Origin of the sequence: Parabacteroides sp. CAG:2 (genome assembly GCF_000436315.1) — a bacterium.
In the GTDB taxonomy this organism is placed as follows: Bacteria; Bacteroidota; Bacteroidia; order Bacteroidales; family Tannerellaceae; genus Parabacteroides; species Parabacteroides distasonis.
This window is the reverse complement of sequence record NZ_FR885255.1, coordinates 18,251-37,178: the sequence shown is the minus strand read 5'-3', so window position 1 is coordinate 37,178 and position 18,928 is coordinate 18,251. Positions and strand designations below refer to the sequence as shown.

General features: G+C 48.5%; 17 protein-coding genes. 6 read left to right on the top strand and 11 right to left on the bottom strand.

Annotation, left to right across the window (positions count from 1 at the left end; all coding sequences use genetic code 11):
* Positions 1-2 precede the first annotated feature (2 nt).
* From QVP94_RS01205 to QVP94_RS01190, 4 genes are all read left to right on the top strand, one after another.
* Positions 3-1,445, top strand: coding sequence for a TolC family protein (locus QVP94_RS01205; protein WP_005855881.1), 1,443 nt, complete (start codon positions 3-5; stop codon positions 1,443-1,445).
* A gap of 34 nt (positions 1,446-1,479) precedes the next feature.
* A complete protein-coding gene (locus QVP94_RS01200) occupies positions 1,480-2,466 on the top strand; it encodes an HlyD family secretion protein (protein WP_009276350.1) in 987 nt (328 codons plus the stop codon).
* Between the two features lie 62 nt (positions 2,467-2,528).
* On the top strand, positions 2,529-3,704 hold the full coding sequence (locus QVP94_RS01195) for an ABC transporter permease (protein WP_022191786.1): 1,176 nt from the start codon (positions 2,529-2,531) through the stop codon (positions 3,702-3,704).
* Entirely contained in the window at positions 3,688-4,896 is a 1,209-nt protein-coding gene (locus QVP94_RS01190; protein WP_005855888.1) for an ABC transporter permease, read from the top strand. The genes QVP94_RS01195 and QVP94_RS01190 overlap by 17 nt, the downstream gene beginning before the upstream one ends.
* Here QVP94_RS01190 and QVP94_RS01185 read toward each other — a convergent pair.
* Positions 4,888-5,613 (bottom strand): MBL fold metallo-hydrolase, encoded by a 726-nt coding sequence (locus QVP94_RS01185; protein WP_022191785.1) that lies wholly within the window; start codon positions 5,611-5,613, stop codon positions 4,888-4,890. The genes QVP94_RS01190 and QVP94_RS01185 overlap by 9 nt on opposite strands.
* A gap of 125 nt (positions 5,614-5,738) precedes the next feature.
* Between QVP94_RS01185 and QVP94_RS01180 the strand changes: the two genes are divergently transcribed.
* Positions 5,739-7,466, top strand: coding sequence for a tetratricopeptide repeat-containing S1 family peptidase (locus QVP94_RS01180; RefSeq protein WP_022191784.1), 1,728 nt, complete (start codon positions 5,739-5,741; stop codon positions 7,464-7,466).
* 187 nt (positions 7,467-7,653) lie between these two features.
* Here QVP94_RS01180 and QVP94_RS01175 read toward each other — a convergent pair whose 3' ends face one another.
* The 3 genes from QVP94_RS01175 to QVP94_RS01165 form a co-directional block, all read right to left on the bottom strand.
* The gene (locus QVP94_RS01175) at positions 7,654-8,364 is read right to left on the bottom strand and encodes a phosphatase (protein ID WP_005868026.1); all 711 of its coding nucleotides are present in this window, start codon (positions 8,362-8,364) and stop codon (positions 7,654-7,656) included.
* Positions 8,361-9,980: a ribosomal protection-like ABC-F family protein gene (abc-f, locus tag QVP94_RS01170; RefSeq protein ID WP_022191783.1), complete on the bottom strand. Its 1,620-nt coding sequence runs from the start codon at positions 9,978-9,980 to the stop codon at positions 8,361-8,363. The genes QVP94_RS01175 and abc-f overlap by 4 nt, the downstream gene beginning before the upstream one ends.
* Before the next feature lie 301 nt (positions 9,981-10,281).
* The gene (locus QVP94_RS01165; RefSeq protein ID WP_022191782.1) at positions 10,282-10,734 is read right to left on the bottom strand and encodes a copper resistance protein NlpE; all 453 of its coding nucleotides are present in this window, start codon (positions 10,732-10,734) and stop codon (positions 10,282-10,284) included.
* Between the two features lie 163 nt (positions 10,735-10,897).
* Here QVP94_RS01165 and QVP94_RS01160 point away from each other — a divergent pair, with 163 nt between their 5' ends.
* The gene (locus tag QVP94_RS01160; protein WP_005855899.1) at positions 10,898-11,074 is read left to right on the top strand and encodes a DUF4250 domain-containing protein; all 177 of its coding nucleotides are present in this window, start codon (positions 10,898-10,900) and stop codon (positions 11,072-11,074) included.
* A 137-nt stretch (positions 11,075-11,211) separates the two neighbouring features.
* Here the strand turns inward: QVP94_RS01160 and QVP94_RS01155 are convergent, their stop codons facing one another.
* From QVP94_RS01155 to QVP94_RS01125, 7 genes are all read right to left on the bottom strand, one after another.
* Positions 11,212-12,072 carry a nitroreductase family protein gene (locus QVP94_RS01155; protein WP_022191780.1) on the bottom strand — a complete coding sequence of 287 codons (861 nt, stop codon included), beginning with the start codon at positions 12,070-12,072 and terminating at the stop codon, positions 11,212-11,214.
* 94 nt (positions 12,073-12,166) lie between these two features.
* Positions 12,167-13,168, bottom strand: a complete 1,002-nt coding sequence (locus tag QVP94_RS01150; RefSeq protein WP_005855903.1) for a GGGtGRT protein — start codon at positions 13,166-13,168, stop codon at positions 12,167-12,169.
* 9 nt (positions 13,169-13,177) lie between these two features.
* Positions 13,178-13,369, bottom strand: coding sequence for a hypothetical protein (locus QVP94_RS01145; protein WP_005855905.1), 192 nt, complete (start codon positions 13,367-13,369; stop codon positions 13,178-13,180).
* Positions 13,362-14,054, bottom strand: a complete 693-nt coding sequence (locus tag QVP94_RS01140; RefSeq protein ID WP_005855907.1) for an iron-sulfur cluster assembly scaffold protein — start codon at positions 14,052-14,054, stop codon at positions 13,362-13,364. Before QVP94_RS01140 ends, QVP94_RS01145 begins: the two co-directional genes overlap by 8 nt.
* A gap of 123 nt (positions 14,055-14,177) precedes the next feature.
* Positions 14,178-14,624 carry an OsmC family protein gene (locus QVP94_RS01135; RefSeq protein ID WP_008771780.1) on the bottom strand — a complete coding sequence of 149 codons (447 nt, stop codon included), beginning with the start codon at positions 14,622-14,624 and terminating at the stop codon, positions 14,178-14,180.
* An 11-nt stretch (positions 14,625-14,635) separates the two neighbouring features.
* Entirely contained in the window at positions 14,636-15,760 is a 1,125-nt protein-coding gene (locus QVP94_RS01130; protein WP_022191779.1) for a TlpA disulfide reductase family protein, read from the bottom strand.
* A 148-nt stretch (positions 15,761-15,908) separates the two neighbouring features.
* Entirely contained in the window at positions 15,909-18,914 is a 3,006-nt protein-coding gene (locus QVP94_RS01125; RefSeq protein ID WP_022191778.1) for a M26 family metallopeptidase, read from the bottom strand.
* Positions 18,915-18,928 lie beyond the last annotated feature (14 nt).

Here is an 18,928-nt window from a genome sequence, read left to right as displayed (position 1 = left end):
TTATGGTGAGTAATATAGTATCTTACAGTATTCTTTTGCTGTATCTTCTTCCATGCGCTTCATGGAGCCAAGGGAACGATGTGGATTTAAGCTTGGAACAATCTCTCGACCTGCTTCATAAGGAAAATAAAAGCTTGAAAATAGCAGGGAAAGAAGTGGAATGGGCTCGGAATGAGCATCAAAAGCTAAACGCTTTTTGGTATCCGTCGGTGAACGCCGCGGGTGCTTTCGTACATATGTCGAATCCGATAGAGGTACGGCAGTCGCTGAGTAAATATACGGAACCGGCGAAAGAGTTTGTCCATAATTATATCCCGGATAATGAGCTGATCATGTCGGTATTGGATAAGATCGGGCAAGGTACTTTCTCGCTTCCGCTGATCTCCCAAAACATCACTTCTATAGACGCTACGGTGACGTGGCCTGTTTTCACGGGAGGAAAACGTATCTATGCGAACAAGATCGGAAAGACGATGGTCTCTATAGCGGAGGTGAATAGGAATCAAGTGGATGCCAACCAACAATCCTTATTGATCGAGGCTTATTTCGGGCTTCGTCTGGGACAAAGTGTGGTGGACGTAAAAACGGAAGTGTACAATTCTTTGAAAACCCATTATGACCAAGCCCTTAAATTAGAGCAAAACGGGATGATCAATCGGGCCGAGCGTCTGTTCGCTCAGGTAAGTATGGACGAGGCGAAACGAGAACTGGAATCGGCCCGTAAGGATTTAGCGGTCGCTCAACAGGCGTTTAAAAGCTTGATTAATATGGAGGAGGGGAGTGACGTACGTACCACGACTCCTTTATTCATTAATGAGGCGCTTCCTCCGGCTCAATACTTCAAGGATCTGGTTCCGATGAATAATTATATAGTCAATCAATTGAAATTGCAGCAGGTTGTAGCCGATAATCAACTAAAGATCGGCCGGTCCGCTTATGTCCCGAATATCGCTTTATTCGGCAAACAGACTTTGTACGCTGATGGACTGGATAAATATTTGTTGCCTCGTACGATGGTGGGAGTTGGTTTTACGTGGAATATTTTTGATGGCTTGAACCGGGAGAAAACCATCCGGCAGGCAAAGATCGCTAGTCAGTCGCTTCGTTTGGGTAAGGAGAAGGCGATTACGGATCTGGAGGTCGGTATCGATAAATTCTACAGCCAGCTACAAAATGCCTTGGATAACGTAAAGGCTTTGGATACGACGATCGAGATGAGCCGGGAACTGGTCCGGGTGCGGAAGAAATCCTTCCAAGAGGGAATGGCTACTTCTACGGAGGTAGTCGATGCCGAGGTTATGCTGGCGAAGGTGAAGACCGCTTTTCTTTTGGCTTATTATCAGTATGATGTAGCCTTGATTAATCTGCTGTCTGTCTGCGGTACGCCGGAGCAGTTCCACCAATACAAGATGGAGGGAAAGACCGAGGAGCTTTTGGGGAATTGAAAATTGAGAATTGAAAATTGAAAATTTAGGAGTTATGGATAAAACTAAGAGATATTTGAGTGTGGCCTTCGTCGCAGTCTTGGCGATTGTTATAGTTGTCTCGTTGATCGGGATGATCTTGTTGAAAAAGAAGCCGGTGATCTTGCAAGGGCAGATCGAGGCAACGGAAATACGTATCTCCGGCAAGTTACCGGGGCGTATCGATACCTTTCTGGTAAAAGAGGGACAGAATGTACGCCAAGGCGATACCTTGGTAGTCATCAATAGTCCGGAGGCATTGGCTAAATATCAACAGGTGAACGCCATGGAGAACATAGCGAAGTATCAGCACCAGAAAGTGGATGAGGGTACACGAAAGCAAATCATCGCTTCCTTGCAACAATTGTGGAATAAATCCAAATCGGATTTACAATTGGCGAAGATTACCTATGATCGGGTCAATGCCTTGTATAAAGATAGCGTGGTAACCTCACAGCGTAAAGATGAGGTGGAGGCCATGTATAAAGCGGCTGAGGCCGCCGAACGTGCCGCTTATAGCCAATATCAAATGGCGGTAGACGGGGCGCAGATACAAGATAAGGAGAGCGCCCGCTCGTTGGTGACGGCGGCGCAAGGAACCGTGGAGGAGGTGGCGGCTCTCTTACAGGACGCTCGGTTGACGGCTCCGGAATCCGGACAAATCTCAGCTATTTTCCCGAAACGGGGAGAGTTGGTTGGGGCCGGGATGCCAATCATGAACTTAGTCGTATTAGATGACGTGCATGTGGTATTGAACGTACGTGAGGATCGTTTGCCTTTATTTAAGATGGGAGGAACGTTTGTCGCCGATGTACCGGCGATCGATCAGAAGGATATTGAGTTCAAGATCAATTATATCAGTCCGTTGGGCAGTTTCGCTACTTGGAAGTCTACCAAGCAGACAGGTAGCTATGACTTGCGGACCTTCGAGATACATGCCTTACCGGTGGAGAAGGTGGAGGGATTGCGTCCCGGTATGTCCGTACTCTATCAACTCCCTTGATACTATCCAGTTGTAGAGACGGAGCGTGCCCCGTCTCTACAACTAAATAATTTATTGTCGCTATGCTAAAGAAGAGTCCTTTCTATATGGTTTTACGTCGGGAACTGGATCGCATGGTTTCCCGGAGGTTATACTTCGGGGTGTGTATCGTGCTGCCTCTGTTCTGTATATTCTTCATGTCTACGATTTTCGGAAGCGGGCAGATGGAGAATATACCGATAGCGGTAGTAGACCAAGACAACACCTCCATGTCCCGGGAGATCGTCCGGCAGGTAGAGGCGGTACCGACTTTCCGGGTAACCCGGCATTATACGGATCAAGAAACCGCTCGCCGTGCTACCCAAGCAAAAGAAATCTACGGTTATCTAGTGATCCCCAATCAGTTTGAGGCGGATGCCACGGCGGGGCGTGACGCTACTTTATCGTATTATTACCACTATGCCTTGTTGAGTGTGGGCGGTGAGGTACGTGGGGCCTTCGAGACCCTGCTGCGTACGCTTTCGCTCGCCCCGGTGGTTGTGCAAGCTACGGCGATGGGGCTGGGGGAGAATCAGATAACCACCTTCCTATTACCGGTACGATCCAGTAGCCACCCGCTGTTCAACCCGGATCTGGATTATTCCGTTTATCTGAGCAATCCTTTTTTCTTTGTCTTTTTCCAAGTGATCATTTTGCTGGTTACGGTGTACGCTATCGGTAGCGAGATCAAGTTCCGGACAGGCGATGAGTGGCTGGAGGCGGCACGGATGAATATGTTCGTGGCGGTGGTGGGCAAGCTGCTCCCTTATACGATTATCTTTTGTATCATGAGCGTCTTCGCTAACTATATCATGTTCGGGGTCATGCATATTCCTTTCGCTTGCGGTTTCTGGCCATTGAACTTGACGGCGATCTTGTTCGTGGTCGCTACGCAAGCGTTGGCGGTATTCCTGTTCTCGTTGTTTCCCGCTATAGCGATCGTGATTAGCGTGGTGTCTATGGTCGGTTCGCTGGGGGCTACTTTATGCGGCGTTACTTTCCCGGTCGATTCCATGTACGCTCCCGTACATTACGCCTCGTACCTGTTTCCGGTACGGCATTTCGTGGAGATCAACCAGAACTTATTGTATGGCGATTACGGATTTCCTTATACATGGGTAAACGTAAGTTCGTTGTTTGCGTTTATGTTATTGGCATTGGTGCTGTTGCCACATTTGAAAACCGCTATTTTAAGTCATAAATATGAGAACATCCGATAATATGAAAGGAACCTTGGCGGATATCGCTTCCTTGGTCAAGGACGAGTTTAAGACGATCTCCACGAGCTACGCTATCTTGCTCGTCTTGGTAGGAGGTATATTTCTCTATGGCCTGCTGTATAATTATATGTATGCCCCGGATCTGGTGCGTAACGCCCCGGTGGTAGTCGTCGATGACTCAAAGACCGACTTGAGCCGGGAGTACATCCGTTTACTGAACGCCACTCCGCAAGTCTCGGTAATCGCCGATGGTTTGGATTACGCTGAGGCGCAGGAGTGGATGAAGGAGGGGGATGCCGTAGGAATCTTGTATCTTCCCTCTGATTTCGAGACCCGGGTGGCACGAGGGAATGAGTCCCTGTTTATCATGTACCAGACGACAAGCGCCTTCCTCTATTATATGGCGATGCAGGAGGCTTCTAGCGGTGCCATGTTGGCGTTGAACGATCGGTATCGTCCGGAGATGTTGGTGTTCTTGCCCCAGCAAGACGCTTCCAAGATCGTTTCGGCGCAACCCATATCAGTGGTCGGGACGGCGTTGTATAATTTTACGGAAGGATATGGAACCTATTTGATCCCGGCGGTATTGATCGTCATTATGTTCCAGACCTTGTTGATGGTGATCGGTATGATAAGCGGGGAAGAGCGGGATTCGGGTACCATCGTTCGTTTCGCCTCCGAGGGATTATCCTTTGGCCGGATCGCTAGGGTGATAATCAGCAAGACCTTTGTGTATTGCGTATTGTATACGATTTTCGCTTTGTTCTTGTTGGGCTTGATACCGCTATTGTTTGGCCTGCCGGATATCGGTAATTATCTGAACACCTTGATCCTGCTGATACCTTTCTTGCTGGCTACCAGCTTCTTTGGGCTGGCCGCCTCTTATTTCTTTACGGACTCGGAGGCTCCGTTATTGATGATCGCTTTCTTCTCGGTAGGCTTGATCTTCCTTTCCGGAGTCTCTTATCCCTTGGAATTGATGCCTTGGTATTGGCAAATGGCCCATTATATCATTCCGGCGGCTCCCGCTACGCTGGCCTATGTACAGCTCAACTCGATGGGAGCGTCGATTGAGCAAGTCGGTGTGGAGTACGTGACGTTGTGGGTGCAATGTGTCGTTTATTTCCTCTTGGCTTGCTGGGTGTACCGGCGGAATATCTTAAAGGCGAGCCGTGCCTTGTCGTCATTGTAGCTCCCGTATCCTCACGTCGATACCGCTACCTTTCAAGGCATCTTTCAACTCGCCGATCTTCGTATCCCCGTAATGGTAAGGGTATAGGATTTTAGGCGAGAACATCTTGGCCGCTTTCGCCGCTTGCGGGACGGTCATGGTATAAGGCTGGTTGACGGGAAGGAAAGCGATATCGATGTCTTTCAGGTCTTTCATCTCCGGGATGTCTTCCGTATCACCGGCTATATAGACTCTTAGTCCGTCGAACGTGAGGATATAGCCATTATCCCGGTGGCGGGGATGATATTTATCCCGGCCGGGCGTGGTGTTATAGGCGGGGACGGCCTCTATCTTCATATAGCTGATGGAGGTATCCGTATCGCCGTTTTTTAGGACCTTCCCTTTTCCCAGCTTCTTTTGGCTGTTCTCGTTGGCGATGATTTCCGTACCGCTTTTCTCGACGGCTTGTATCGCTTTCGGGTCCAGATGGTCGCCATGCTCGTGGGTGATCAAGATGATATCGGCTTTCGGGAAAGTCGTATAATCGGCGTATTCGGAGACAGGATCTACCTGTATCGAATGATTGTCGTACGTAAGCATCAAGCTGCCGTGCTTGATGAACGTGATGATCAGTTCTTTTCCGCTCTTGGTCTTGAAAGAATCCGAGGCGAAGTTACTAGCGGAGGCTAAGCTCGCCATGAATAAACTACACATAAGCATACATGATTTTAGTCTCATAATCTCGCGGTTTTTTATAAGTGTTTCCGCGAATATACTCATAATAGATTAATTCCCTAATTTGTTCGCCTATCCGGTATAAATATTTACATTTGCGACGTATATTCTGATAACATGAAAACGAAATGAGAAGAATTGTTCTGTTGATTACGATTTGTTGCCAAGTATTTTGGGTGGCGGCGCAAAAGAAAGCGCCCAAATGGATGGATAAGCAACGAAAGGCGGTGGTTACCGTCACTACTTATGGAAAAGATAACCAGAAGAAAGCGTCTGGTACGGGATTTTTCATTACCGAGACCGGTGAGGCGTTGTCCGGCTATTCCTTGTTTAAGGACGCGGCGAGGGCGACCGTGACCGACGCCGACGGTAAAGAATATCCGGTAAGCCGCATCTTGGGGGCTGATGAATTATATGACGTGATCAAGTTCAAGGTAGAGGTTCCGAAGAAAGCTGTGTTCTTGCCGATCGCCCGTGAGCCGATCTCGCAAGGAGTTATCGCTTATCTGATGCCTTACTCGACCGGTAAGATCACGAAGTTCGGGGAAGGACCGGTCTCGGAGGTCAGTAAGTTGAAGGAGCCGTTCAGCTATTATAAATTGTCGATGGCGCTGGAGAGCGGGCAGGTAAACGCTCCTGTATTGACGGCGGACGGCGAGGTGTTCGGCTTGGCGCAGGAAGACGCGTCGGGGAAGAAGGAAGATTCCTACGCGGTCTCGGCGGGATACGCGAATAGCTTGACGATTCAGTCGGCGGACGCTTTTAATTCCACCTATAGCCGGATTGGTATCCGGAAGGCGTGGCCGTCGGACGCAAGCCAAGCGCAGGTCTCCTTATACTTGATGGCAAACTCGCAAGACCCGAAGACGTATCTGGCTACCTTGAATGATTTTATCGCCACTTTCCCGGATTCTCCCGACGGGTATTTGAACCGTGCCAATCATTACGCTTACCACCGTGCGGATCTGGCTCCTACGGAGGCCGAGCAGGGGGCTTATCTGGATAAGGCGTTGGAAGATATAAACACGGCTTCCCGCTTCAGCGAGCGGAAAGGGGATATCTGGTTCAACCGAGCCAAGCTGATCTACGGCGTGGCCGCCGCGGATACGACCTTGAATAAGGAGCAGTGGACCGTCGATGCCGCTACCGAGGCGATACAAAAAGCGATCGGGGAGGAGGACTTGCCGGTCTATCGCCAATTGGAAGGGGACATCCATTTTTATAAAGGAGATTTCGAGCAGGCGTTCGATGATTATATGAAGGTGAACGATAGCGATATGGCATCTTCTACCTCTTGGTATTGGGCGGCGAAGGCGAAGGCGAATATCCGTGGCGCTAACTTCGGGGATATCATCGCCTTGCTGGATAGCGCCATCGCCAAATGCGGGAACCCGCCAACGAACGAGGCCGCTCCCTATATCTTGGAACGGGTGGATCTCCGCTTGAAACTGATGCAATACAAGGAGGCCGTGGACGATTATGATTTATACTACGATCTCTTGAAAGGACAGGTCGGCGACCGCTTCTTCTATTACCGCGAGCAAGCGAAGTTCCGCATGAGCGATTTCCCCGGCGCCTTGGCCGATATCCAATCTGCGATCCGCTTGAATCCGGGCGACCCGACTTATCCGGCGGAGGAAGCGTCCGTATATATCCGTATGGAAAACTATGATCAGGCGTTGAGGAGCTTGGAGAATGCCTTGCGGATCGCTCCGGATTTCGCCTCTTGCTATCGTTTGCGAGGCATCTGCTACGTCCGTCAGGGTAAGAAGGCGGAAGCGTGCGAGGCTTTCAACAAGGCGAAGGAGTTGGGTGATCCTGTCGTGGACAAATTAATAAAGGAACATTGTAAGTAAAGATGCACCCGGGCGGGTACGCACGTCCGTATCTACCCGGGTGCACGTCCGTATCTGTCCGGTTGCAGATACGTATCTACACGGCTGCAGGTGCGTATCTGCACGGCTGCACGTCCGTATCTACCCCGCTGCGGGAATGTATCTGCGCGGTTGCAGGAATGTATCTGCCCCGGATGTAAGGCACCGCTTATCTCCCTATGAACTTCTTGAACGCCTCTACCTTGTCGTTCAATATCAATTCCTCCGGAAATCGTGTCTCTTGCAATAACTCGTAGATATGATCGTACCGGGCTATATCGAAAGATATATGCGCGTCGCTACCTAAAATCACAGGAACCTCGTATTTCTTGCATAGGCGCAAGATCGTGAGGTTATTATCCCGGGCGGTGAGTTTCTTGCGGACCGGGTTGAGAGAGCTGTTGTTGATCTCCAGCAACGTGTGATGCTCTTTGGACGCTAATACGATAGGCTCGAAATCCACCTCGGCCGTGCCGTCTCCCGGGTGGCTGATGATGTGGACATGCGGGTTGCGGATCGCCCCGATCATCGCCTCCGTGTTCTGCTCGACCGTTCCCGGTTTGTAGCAAAGCGAGTGGATGCCCGCTATCCGGATATCCAGCATCGGGAAGTACTCCTCGCCCAGATCGATCGTGCCCTTATAGTCGATGATGTTCAATTCCGCCCCGAGCAATAACTCGACACCGTATATCCGGCGGGGAACCACGTGCAGGTTGCGGAAGTAAATCGGGGAGCACGTCCCCGGTATGCCGGGGGCATGCTCTGTTATACCTAGTAACTTCAATCCTTTCTCGGAGGCGGCCGCTGCCATTTCTTGCAGGGTGCTAAAGGCATGCCCACTGGCTACCGTATGGGTATGCACGTCAAGTAACGTCTTCATAAATTCGTCTTTAACCTACCCGCGAAGGTAGTTATTATTTGGTGGATACCCAATTCCCGGATAAAATAAGCGTCGTGCGAGATCAGCAAGATCGTGCCCCTGTACGCACGGATCATGGAGGTGATAATTTCGATGCTTTGGATGTCGAGATTATTGGTCGGCTCATCTAGGATAAATAGGTCCGGAGTCTGGTTACTGATCATCAAGCAACAGAATGCCAACCTCATTTTCTCGCCTCCGCTCAGCTTCCCGCAGCTCTTCTTCCACGTGTCGTGCGGGAAGAGGAAACGGTTTAGCAATGTCTTGATCTCGTGCTCTTGGAAATGACGCTCGTTGAAGGCTTGCGCTTGCTCGTACACCGTCCGGTCGTTCCGGACGATCGAGTATTCTTGGTCGATATAGATAGAGGAGAAATCCGCACGGATCAAGGAACCGCTACGAGGCGGTAACTGGCCGGTAATCAACTTCAGCAAAGTCGTCTTGCCTGAACCGTTATCGCCTTGTATCAGCCACCGTTCCCCACTCTTGATCTGGAAGCTCATCGGGGAGGGCCATAGATCGCCGGCCTCGGCGTAACCGAAATTGATCTCCTTGGCGGTAACCAATATCTTGCCTTCGTGTAAGCCGGATGCGCTGAAATCCAGTTTCATGCCTTGAAGGTCGGGTAGGGAGGAGCGCATTTGCTTTAGCTCGTTGGCAAGGTTCTCCATCTTGTCCTCGTGAACCTCTTTTAGTTTGGAGGCGCTTTTCTCGGCGTTCTCCTTCAAGGCACCCATCATGATCTTGGGGATTCCTTTCTGGATGCTTTGTTTCTTTCCCCGGGATTCATGCTTTTGTTTTCGCTCGGCTACCTCACGGGCGGTTTTCCTGACCCTGCGAAGCTCTTTCTCCTTCGCTTCCAGTTTCTCTTGCATGGAAGCCTGTTCCTGTTCTTTTTGTTCCTTGTAGAAATCATAATTACCCCCGTAAAGGGTAATTTCCCCGACGGATAATTCCGCTATGGAAGATAATAGGTTCAATAAGGTACGATCGTGGCTGACGACCAACAAGGTGATACGGCAAGACGTGATGAAATCGTATAACTTCTCCCGGCTACGCCTATCCAGATGGTTGGTCGGCTCATCTAATAGCAGGATCGAGGGTTGGTGGATCTCGATTCCGGAGAGGAAAACCTTGGTTTTCTCGCCGCCGCTTAATGTGCGCATCGGTTGGGAGAGGAGGATATGCTCCAAACCCCAAGCGTGCAGGGCGGCGAGGCTCCGTTCCTCGATCGTCCAGTCATCCGCCAGCGTATTGAAATTGGAGAGGGAGGCGTCGCCCTCGGTAATCGCCCGCAAGGCTTCTAGTTTCCCGTCGATACGTAGGGCCTGGGCCACCGTCTGGTTATCATATTGCCCGAAATGCTGGGGTACGTAATAGGGTGGGGCCGGATAGATAATCTCCCCTTCCTGCGCTTGCAAGGTTCCGGCCAAGATACGGAGGAAGGTAGATTTTCCCGATCCGTTGTTCCCGACTAAGGCTACCTTTTGCCCCTTGTTGATCGTTAAGTCGATCCCCTTGAATAAGACTTGATTGTCCGGATGTATATACGTGATTTTTTGCGCTACGATACTCATAGTGTGAACTGATTTAAAATGTGAGATACTAAAATGGATAAGAAATACCGATGATGATCGGTTTCGCGATAGCCTCGAGTATGTCGCCACGAAATCGGCCCTGTACGAAGTAGAGGGCTTTCCGGATGGAAAGAACGACATCTTGAGATAAATTAAGCGGCTATTCTCATTGGAGTAATTATATAGTTATATAGGGACGCAAAGGTAGGAATAGTTTTGGGTTTAGGCAAATGAGTATATACTTTCATGTACAAAAGGGTATGCTTTTGCCCTTGAAAGTATATACTTATGGGGATAAAGCCTAGAATTTCTTTGTTTGCTTAAGGATATAGAACTTGGCTAAGTCGCCCGTGATGGGTTGCTTCTGCTGGTCCAGCATTTTCAGTTGGCCTTCCTCTACCTTATAATACGTGATGTCTCCCCCTTCTTGTTTCGTTGTCAAGACGTTACCATCCAGCGTGTAAGTTCCCTTATCATTAAAAATACCGTCTTTCTCGTCAATATATTCGGAGCGGAGGGTAAAGGTTTTATCCTTGTTCAATGTCAAGGTCGTTTTAATACCCGGCGAGCTGGCGGCTGGTAATGTCCCTTCGTAAACGCCCCAGTAATCCAAGGAGGTCTCTGCGTTGTGCATATCCGGTACTTGGGCGGTTTCCTGCTTGTTCTTGTCTGTTTGCGTGGCGTCTGCCTTTGGGTTGCCGCTACAGCTGAATAGGACTGCGGCTACCGCTACTACTAATACATATTTTTTCATGTCATTCAATTGAATTATAAGTTCTCGTTATTTAAAACCAGTTTGTGGATTGTTTTGTTGCGAACCGATATTCAAATAATAAGGATCGTGCCTGGGTTCCATCTGGCGAAAAAGCATTATCTTTGTGTTGTAAAACATAGATAACATTTTTATTCGTAAGATTATGTCATTACCAAACGATCCGATGATGCTATTCAGCTTCATCAATATGAAACTTCGTGACAATTATTCTTCCCTCGACGATTTATGCGAGGATTTGCAAGTGAACAAGAAATCCCTTCTTACAAAGCTTAAAGACGCTGGTTTTGAATACAGCCCGGAGCATAATAAGTTCTGGTGATCGGGAGTGATCCTAGCCCGGTAAACCTATGAGATCCGAACCATAAGTCAATGACTTACGTATCGTAATCCATTGACTTACGATGCGTAATCCAATGGATCGCACACCCCGGTCGACAAGGTTGTCTCCATCAAGTCTCACTCGATATAGTTCTTGACGATCTCTTTCCGGTCCGTATACTTCGGGTATTTGAAAGCCGGTATGCCGAGCGCCATGATCGCTTGTATCTTGCCGTCGATCCCTAGCGTCTTGGCGAGCGTATCTTTTCCTTCCTGCCGGATGGCGGTGAGCACAAAGCCCATATAGATCTGGCTTACCCCAAGCGATTGCGCCATCAAGGAGGCGTTCTGATAAGCGAGGTTAGCGTCCTCACTTCCGAATCGGTTGGACTTCGGTGTATGGATCAGTAGCAGGGCGGTGGCTTTCCGGAGAATCGGGTCTTTACCCGCCTTGTGTTCCTCTTTCAACCGATTGAATACCGGTACGTATTTATAGACATCCTTCATAAACGGCTTGACCACACATTTCACGACGGGATTCAATAATAGCTTCGCCAAGGAGTCGAACACACCTATCGTATAATCGCTCACCTGCCGTAGCTTTTGCGGATCGGTGACGACGGTAAACGAAAGGCTTTGGGAGTTTGTAGCCGTCGGCGCAGAATGAGCGGCCTCCACGATCTTGTCCAGCATCTCCTTGGGTACGGGCCTCGAGGTCAATGTCCGGTTGGAACGGCGTGACTTGATCAGCAACATCACCTGCTCCGGCGTAGGCATCTGGCTGTAATCGATCGTATGCGTTTTCTCCGGCGGGAATTCGCTGTGCGACACGGAACCCGTCGGACATACGTCCACGCAATGCCCGCAAACGATGCAGCTTTCCACACGTACCAGCCCGATCGTCTCTCCGGCCCTTTCTTGCGTGAATATATCCGAAGGGCATACCCTTACGCATTTCCCGCATTTGATACAACTCTCTTGGTCTATGTTTAGTGTCATCCTTTTCCTCCTTTTGATAAGTAAAATAAAAACTCCTGCAACCATCAAGATTACAGGAGTCTATATATAAACAATTATTTTATTGTTTAGTTGATTACTTCTTCATAGCTTCCTCGATAGCAACCGCTACGGCAACCGTAGCACCTACCATCGGGTTGTTACCCATACCCAAGAATCCCATCATTTCTACGTGAGCAGGAACGGATGAAGAACCAGCGAACTGAGCGTCACCGTGCATACGGCCCATTGTGTCCGTCATACCATAAGAAGCAGGACCAGCGGCCATGTTGTCCGGGTGCAAAGTACGGCCCGTACCACCACCAGAAGCAACAGAGAAATACGGGTGACCGTTCTCCATACATTCTTTCTTATAAGTACCGGCTACCGGGTGTTGGAAACGAGTCGGGTTTGTAGAGTTACCCGTGATAGATACGTCAACACCTTCCTTACGCATGATAGCTACACCCTCACGAACGTCGTCAGCGCCGTAGCACTTAACTTTCGCACGAAGACCGTTAGAGTAAGCTTTCTCCTCGATAACGTTCACCTCACCTGTCATGTAGTCGAACTGAGTCTGTACATACGTGAAACCGTTGATACGAGAGATGATCTTAGCGGCATCCTTACCTAAACCGTTCAAGATAACACGCAACGGCTCTTTACGAACCTTGTTTGCCATCTCGGCGATCTTGATAGCGCCCTCAGCTGCGGCGAAAGACTCGTGGCCAGCCAAGAAAGCGAAACACTTAGTCTCCTCGCGAAGCAAACGGGCAGCCAAGTTACCGTGGCCGATACCCACCTTACGGTCATCCGCAACAGAACCAGCGATACAGAATGCTTGCAAACCGATACCGATAGCCTCGGCAGCCTCGGCAGCGTTCGTACAACCTTTCTTGATAGCGATAGCGGCACCTACTACGTAAGCCCAGCAAGCGTTCTCGAAACAGATCGGTTGAGTTTCCTTACACATTGTATAAGGGTCGATACCCTTAGCATCGCAGATAGCCTTTGCGTCTTCGATACCGTTGATACCATATTCGTTTAATACCGCGTTGATATGATCAATACGACGGTCATAACTTTCAAATAAAGCCATATTATTTTTTTACTTTTTAAAATTCTTATTTACTAGGAATAAAGATATCAGAAAGTTGAAAACCAATACACCGCCACAACAAGCCACGTAAAACGCCAACCACGGTTTCTCCGGCTTCATCACGAAATACGTGATAAGCGTAGCCACAGCCGTGATAACACTCAGCCCGATGAGGACACGTGTAAATGTTTTCTTATTCATTACGAGGATCGATATATTTTACAGCTTCTTTGAAACGACCGTAAGAGCCTTTCGCCTTTTCCAGTGCCTCGTTAGCGTCCATACCCTTCTTAACCATATCCATGAATTTACCCAAGTGGATGAATTCATAACCGATTACTTCGTCATCAGCGTCTAATGCCATGCGCGTGCAATATCCCTCGGCCATCTCCAAGTAGCGGGGACCTTTAGCCAATGTACCGAACATCGTACCCACTTGGCTACGCAAACCTTTACCAAGGTCTTCCAAGCCAGCGCCTACAGGCAGACCTCCCTCTGAGAAAGCGGACTGTGTACGACCGTAGACGATCTGCAAGAACAACTCGCGCATAGCGGTGTTGATAGCGTCACAAACAAGGTCTGTGTTCAATGCTTCCAAAAGAGTTTTACCCGGAAGGATCTCAGAAGCCATAGCCGCTGAGTGAGTCATACCGGAACAACCGATTGTCTCTACAAGAGCCTCTTGGATGATTCCTTCTTTAACGTTTAATGTCAGCTTACATCCACCTTGTTTCGGCGCGCACCAACCGATACCGTGAGTCAAACCAGAGATATCAGTGATCTGAGTTGCTCTAACCCACTTTCCTTCTTCAGGAATCGGAGCGCACTGGTGGTTAGCTCCCTTCTTTACAACACACATGTGTTGAACTTCATGTGAATAAATCATAATCGCTAATTTATTATATTAAAGTGTAATAAAACCTTATGCTAATTTTATAGTAATATCGCTTTCTCTAAAGATCGCACAAAGATAGATTTTTTAATCCAGCCATGCAAGAGGCGGGATTTGTTATTTGTCGTTAGGGTATGGTTTTAACGGTTCCCCATTTAACAGGATCTCGTACGTGATAGGGGCGATCTTTTTCATCATAAGGCCTACTCCGCAATATTTTTCTTGCGACAAGCGGATCGCCTTGTCTATCTTGGCTGCGTCTTCCTTGTTCCCTTGGATATGGTAGGTCATGTGGAATGCGGTGTATACCATGGGGATGGTGTCGGAGCTCTCGGCCTTCACGTCAATGGATACTTTCTCGAAACGTACCCTCATCTTGTTGAACAAAGGGATTACGTCCATGGCGCTGCATCCGGCTAAGGCTACGAGCATTAGGGCTTTGGGACGGGGGCCCTCGTCGTTGCCCCCGTTCTCCATATCCCTGTCTATTGTCACCTTATGCCCGTCTAGCAAGGTCTCGAATGTCAAGTCCTTTTCCCAGTTTAGAGTGATTTGAGCGGACATGTTATTCTTGTTTATTTTAGTATTTCTTGAAGTTTAGCGTCGATCTCCTCGCCATGTAGGTTCTTGGCGATGATCGTTCCGTCCTTATCCACCAATACGGTGTGAGGGATGCTGTTTACCCCGTATAGTTGAGCACCGGAGTTTTTCCAGCCTTGCAAGTCGGAGAGTTGGGTCCATGTGATATTCAGGTCCTTTACGCCTTTCGCCCATGCGTCAGCCTTGCTATCCAAGGAGATGCCAACTATCTCGAAACCTTTGTTCTTGTATTTCTTGTAAGCGGCTACCAAATTCGGCATATCCCGGCGGCAAGGAGGACACCAGCTTGCCCAAAAATCGATCAACACGATGTTCTTGCCATTGCCTACGAACTCGGATAACTTGTGCGTCTTACCGTTCGGGTAGGCCATCTCGAAGTCCACGAACTTCTTGCCTACGGCTACGGTTTTCAGTACATCTAGGTGAGCCATGAGCTTATCGATGTTCGGAACGGCCTTGAAAGCGGAGTCCGCCTTGGCGATAATCTCGTTCTGGACCGCCTCGTCCAAGCTGTAACGGAAATCGTATAATAACTTGGCGGCGGATTGCTTGGTCGTATTATTCAATATGTAAGTCTTGACGGCATCGGTTACCTTTTGGTCGATCTCGTCATATTTCTTCTCGGCGGCGCTTACGACTTCCTTATCCTCTGATTTCATGTCGGCGGAAAGCTTCTCCAGATCCGCACGCAAAGTCTTCATTTGTGCTTGCAGGGCTTTCAGGCCGTCATTCTCCGGTGTTCCGGAAACGGCGGAAGCGGCCTCGTCAAGAACAGCCTGTAATTTACCGTTCTCCAGTACGAATACGCTTGTAAAAGGAGCGTTCTCGCCGGAAGCGGCACGTTTGGGTTCCACGACATCCTCGGCGAAGGCGAGTTTGCGTAGGGCAGGGGCGTTCTGTGTTCCTTTGAACGTGAACGTGCCGTTCTGCACCAATGCGCTATCCATTGGGGCGGCGTCTTGTACGCCATATTCATACAGGTAAACGTATTTTCCGTTTAGATCGGTGTTCGCTACGGTACCGTTGATCTCGTAACCCGGTTTTTCGCTGCATGCGGCTAGGAGCAGAGCTGATGCGGCAAGAGTAAGATACTTTTTCATTTTGTATTTGTGTTATGTAAGTAATGTATTAAAATATGGAATATTGACTTCGCGAATATACGAAGTCTTTTGTGAAAACCGGACGCAAACCGATGAATAGTTCGCGCCCGGTATGGATATATATAGAGTGTATTAAAGAGGGTGTATTTTATGGGGCATATTTTGCGAATTGGAAATAACATTTTCCTGAATGCAAGTAGGGTAGCATTTTATTCTCCGAGCTATATGTGCCACCCAGAACCCAAACCGGTTGCCGGTTGGGATCATGATCTCCCGTGAAGTCGAATCCTTGGTAGATATTTTTATCTTCTCTGGTTGGTTGGGGGATATACGTTGCTCCAAAGTCTTTGCCTGTACCGGGCAAGATATAGATATGTGTCAGATTCTTCTTGTTGCCATTTCCGACACCTGCGTTTCCAAAGCGGACATAGCCCCCGTTCACGGCCCGGTAACATCTCCCGTGGCTTCCGAGGTTTCCTACGATCCCTCCCCGGTAGTCGGAACCAAGCGTGCCGGTCGCTTTTTGCTGTCCGTTGATTTCTCCCATATTGTAGCAATCCAGTACGTAACTGTCGTCGTTATCACTCGCCTTTTCTATGCTCCCCACGATGCCTCCAATGCCATGGCTGTCTTCTTTATCTTTCGGATAGTCTATATTTGCCCGGTTACAGCAGTAACGGATGTGTGCTCCACCTTGTTTTACATACCCCAAGATACCTCCTGCGCCATAATACTTGGCGTTCCTGTTTATGGTGATATTTCCGTGGTTAACGGATTTATAAATTGTAATGGCATCCTCAGAGGCACCGGCTATACCGCCCACTCCGTATTCTTTATCTCCTGCGATACCTTGGATCGTACCGAAATTAGCTGCGTCATAAACCTCAATGCCTTTTCCAGCGTTTTTTCCAATGATACCGCCTATGTTATTTGTGGCTGATAGCTTACCCAAATTCACGACTTTATTGATCTTTACGGTAGTTCTTGCTACCATACTCCCGAAAATGCCTCCGATATAATTGGATCCTGAGGAGATATCACTGTAATTTACTAGATTGGAAAACTCACAGTGGGATGAGCACGATGCTTGTCCGATAATTCCCCCTACCATAATGGCGCTATTATTCCCATTATTAAATGTTTCTGTTTTCACGCCGCAATCTGATATTTGAGTATCGCTCGCATATCCGATGATTCCTCCGACTGTACTTCTGCCGTAAATGGAAGGTTGCGTGAAGAGTCTTCTGAGGGTAGATTTATCTGCATATCCGACAATTCCTCCAACATAAGCGGCATTTTCGCGATAGGGTTTTTCCGAATTTATGTTACCCGGGAAAATCGGTCGTGGAATCTTGCTCACGATTACGTTTGCGGCATTGAATTCTGGCTTATAGGTCCCAGTCAACGTCCCATTATATAACGCTCCGATGATTCCTCCTGTGTTATTTCCTCCCTTTATTTTGATGTTGGGATTAATCACCAATATTTCCGGATCCAAAAGAATTTCTTTCCCCGGTTCTTGGTAAGATAAGGCTCCGGCTAAAGTGCCACAAATCCCTGAAGAAGCTTCAAGGGATTCATTATCCATATACAATCGTGAGGCCGGGGTTATTTGTATTTGGGTATCATCTAAAGAACCGAAAATACCTCCTATAGCAGACTGCCCGGTTATCGAGGCATGAAACAAGGATTCCCCTTTAAGCTCTATCGTAAATGCGTTAGCGTGTGTTTTGTGGGAATATCCGATCATTCCACCCACATAACTACCCCCTTGGATTTGAGACCGATTTGCCGGATTGGACAACTGGAAGTTCTCGATGGCGATGAGGATATTGGTAGGGGCTTCCGACCGGATCTGACCGATCAATCCGCCGACATAGGAGCTACCTTTGATCGGCATGTCGATGGTTATGTCTTTGAAACTGGATGCCGCCTGTAAGAATGCCTCACCGATCAATCCGCCTACGTTCTGGTTTCCGGATATCGGGAAATCGTTTAAGGTGGTATGTTGCAGCTTAATTTTTCTGGCATCGATTTGACCATATAATTTCCCGATCAGACCGGCCACATGATTATTCCCTCTCAAGTTTTTGAAAATCCCGTCGCTACTGATATCCTCCACTTGAATGGAAGCGTTCTCGGCCCAGCCGATCAACGCTCCGATATAAGAGCTGCCGGATTCCGAGAATGAGACGCCCAATCGCACATTCCGGATACTGATTTGTGCCAACGACTGGGCGTTGCCCTCGATATAGCCTATTAAACCGCCAACTTTATCCTTCGTGGACTTGATATTACCGTTTAAGGTTATATTCTCGATTCGTATATTCCCGTTAGCTACTCCCGCAAGCAATCCGCAGCAATTCCCCGGATACTCTATATCCGCTCCTTCTATATCAAGATTCCGGATCACTGCCCCGTCGTGTAAAATGGAGAAAAGCCCGATTGCGTCGCTTTGCTCTCCACCGTTCGTCCCGAGATAGGTTAGGTTTAGTATCTTATGGGAATCGCCGTCGTAGTTCCCCGCGAACGGGGCGCTTTTATAAGCGTTACCTTGATACAGGCAATTGGGGATAGGAGCTTTGATGTCGGCTATTTGCTTGAAGAATTGCCCGTATCCGTAATTACTGTCGTACGTGGCTAATTGAGACACGAGATAGGCGAAATCGTTGGTGGAAGTAATCAGATAAGGATTCTCTTCTGTACCTTCGCCATTCAGCATCTCGTAAATATATTTAGTATCACGTACCATACTGACCATCTTGTCACGGAATGTCAGATGATAGCTTAGTGGATAGACGCTGCCTTCTTCATCGAATTTTAACCAAAGTATATAGTCTCCATCTTCTAATACCAGATTATTGGGGATAAACATTTCACAGGAAAGAATCCCCGCGTTTTTCCGGATCTTACCTTCCATGAGCTGTATGGAGTTATCGCTCAGCGATCTCAACTGGAAAAAGATCTGTTCTCTCGTATCTTGTATGGGAGTTTTGCCTTCCGGCAAGGAGAACGTGCTTATTAGATGAGATTCTGTCTCTTGCAAGGTCGATCCGCAGTCGTTTCGTATGATGTCATCGTCTGCGCATCCGCCGAGCAAGATGATAAGCATGCATGCGCATATATTCCATATTGTTTTAGTGTATATTTTCATGTTTGTTCGTTTAT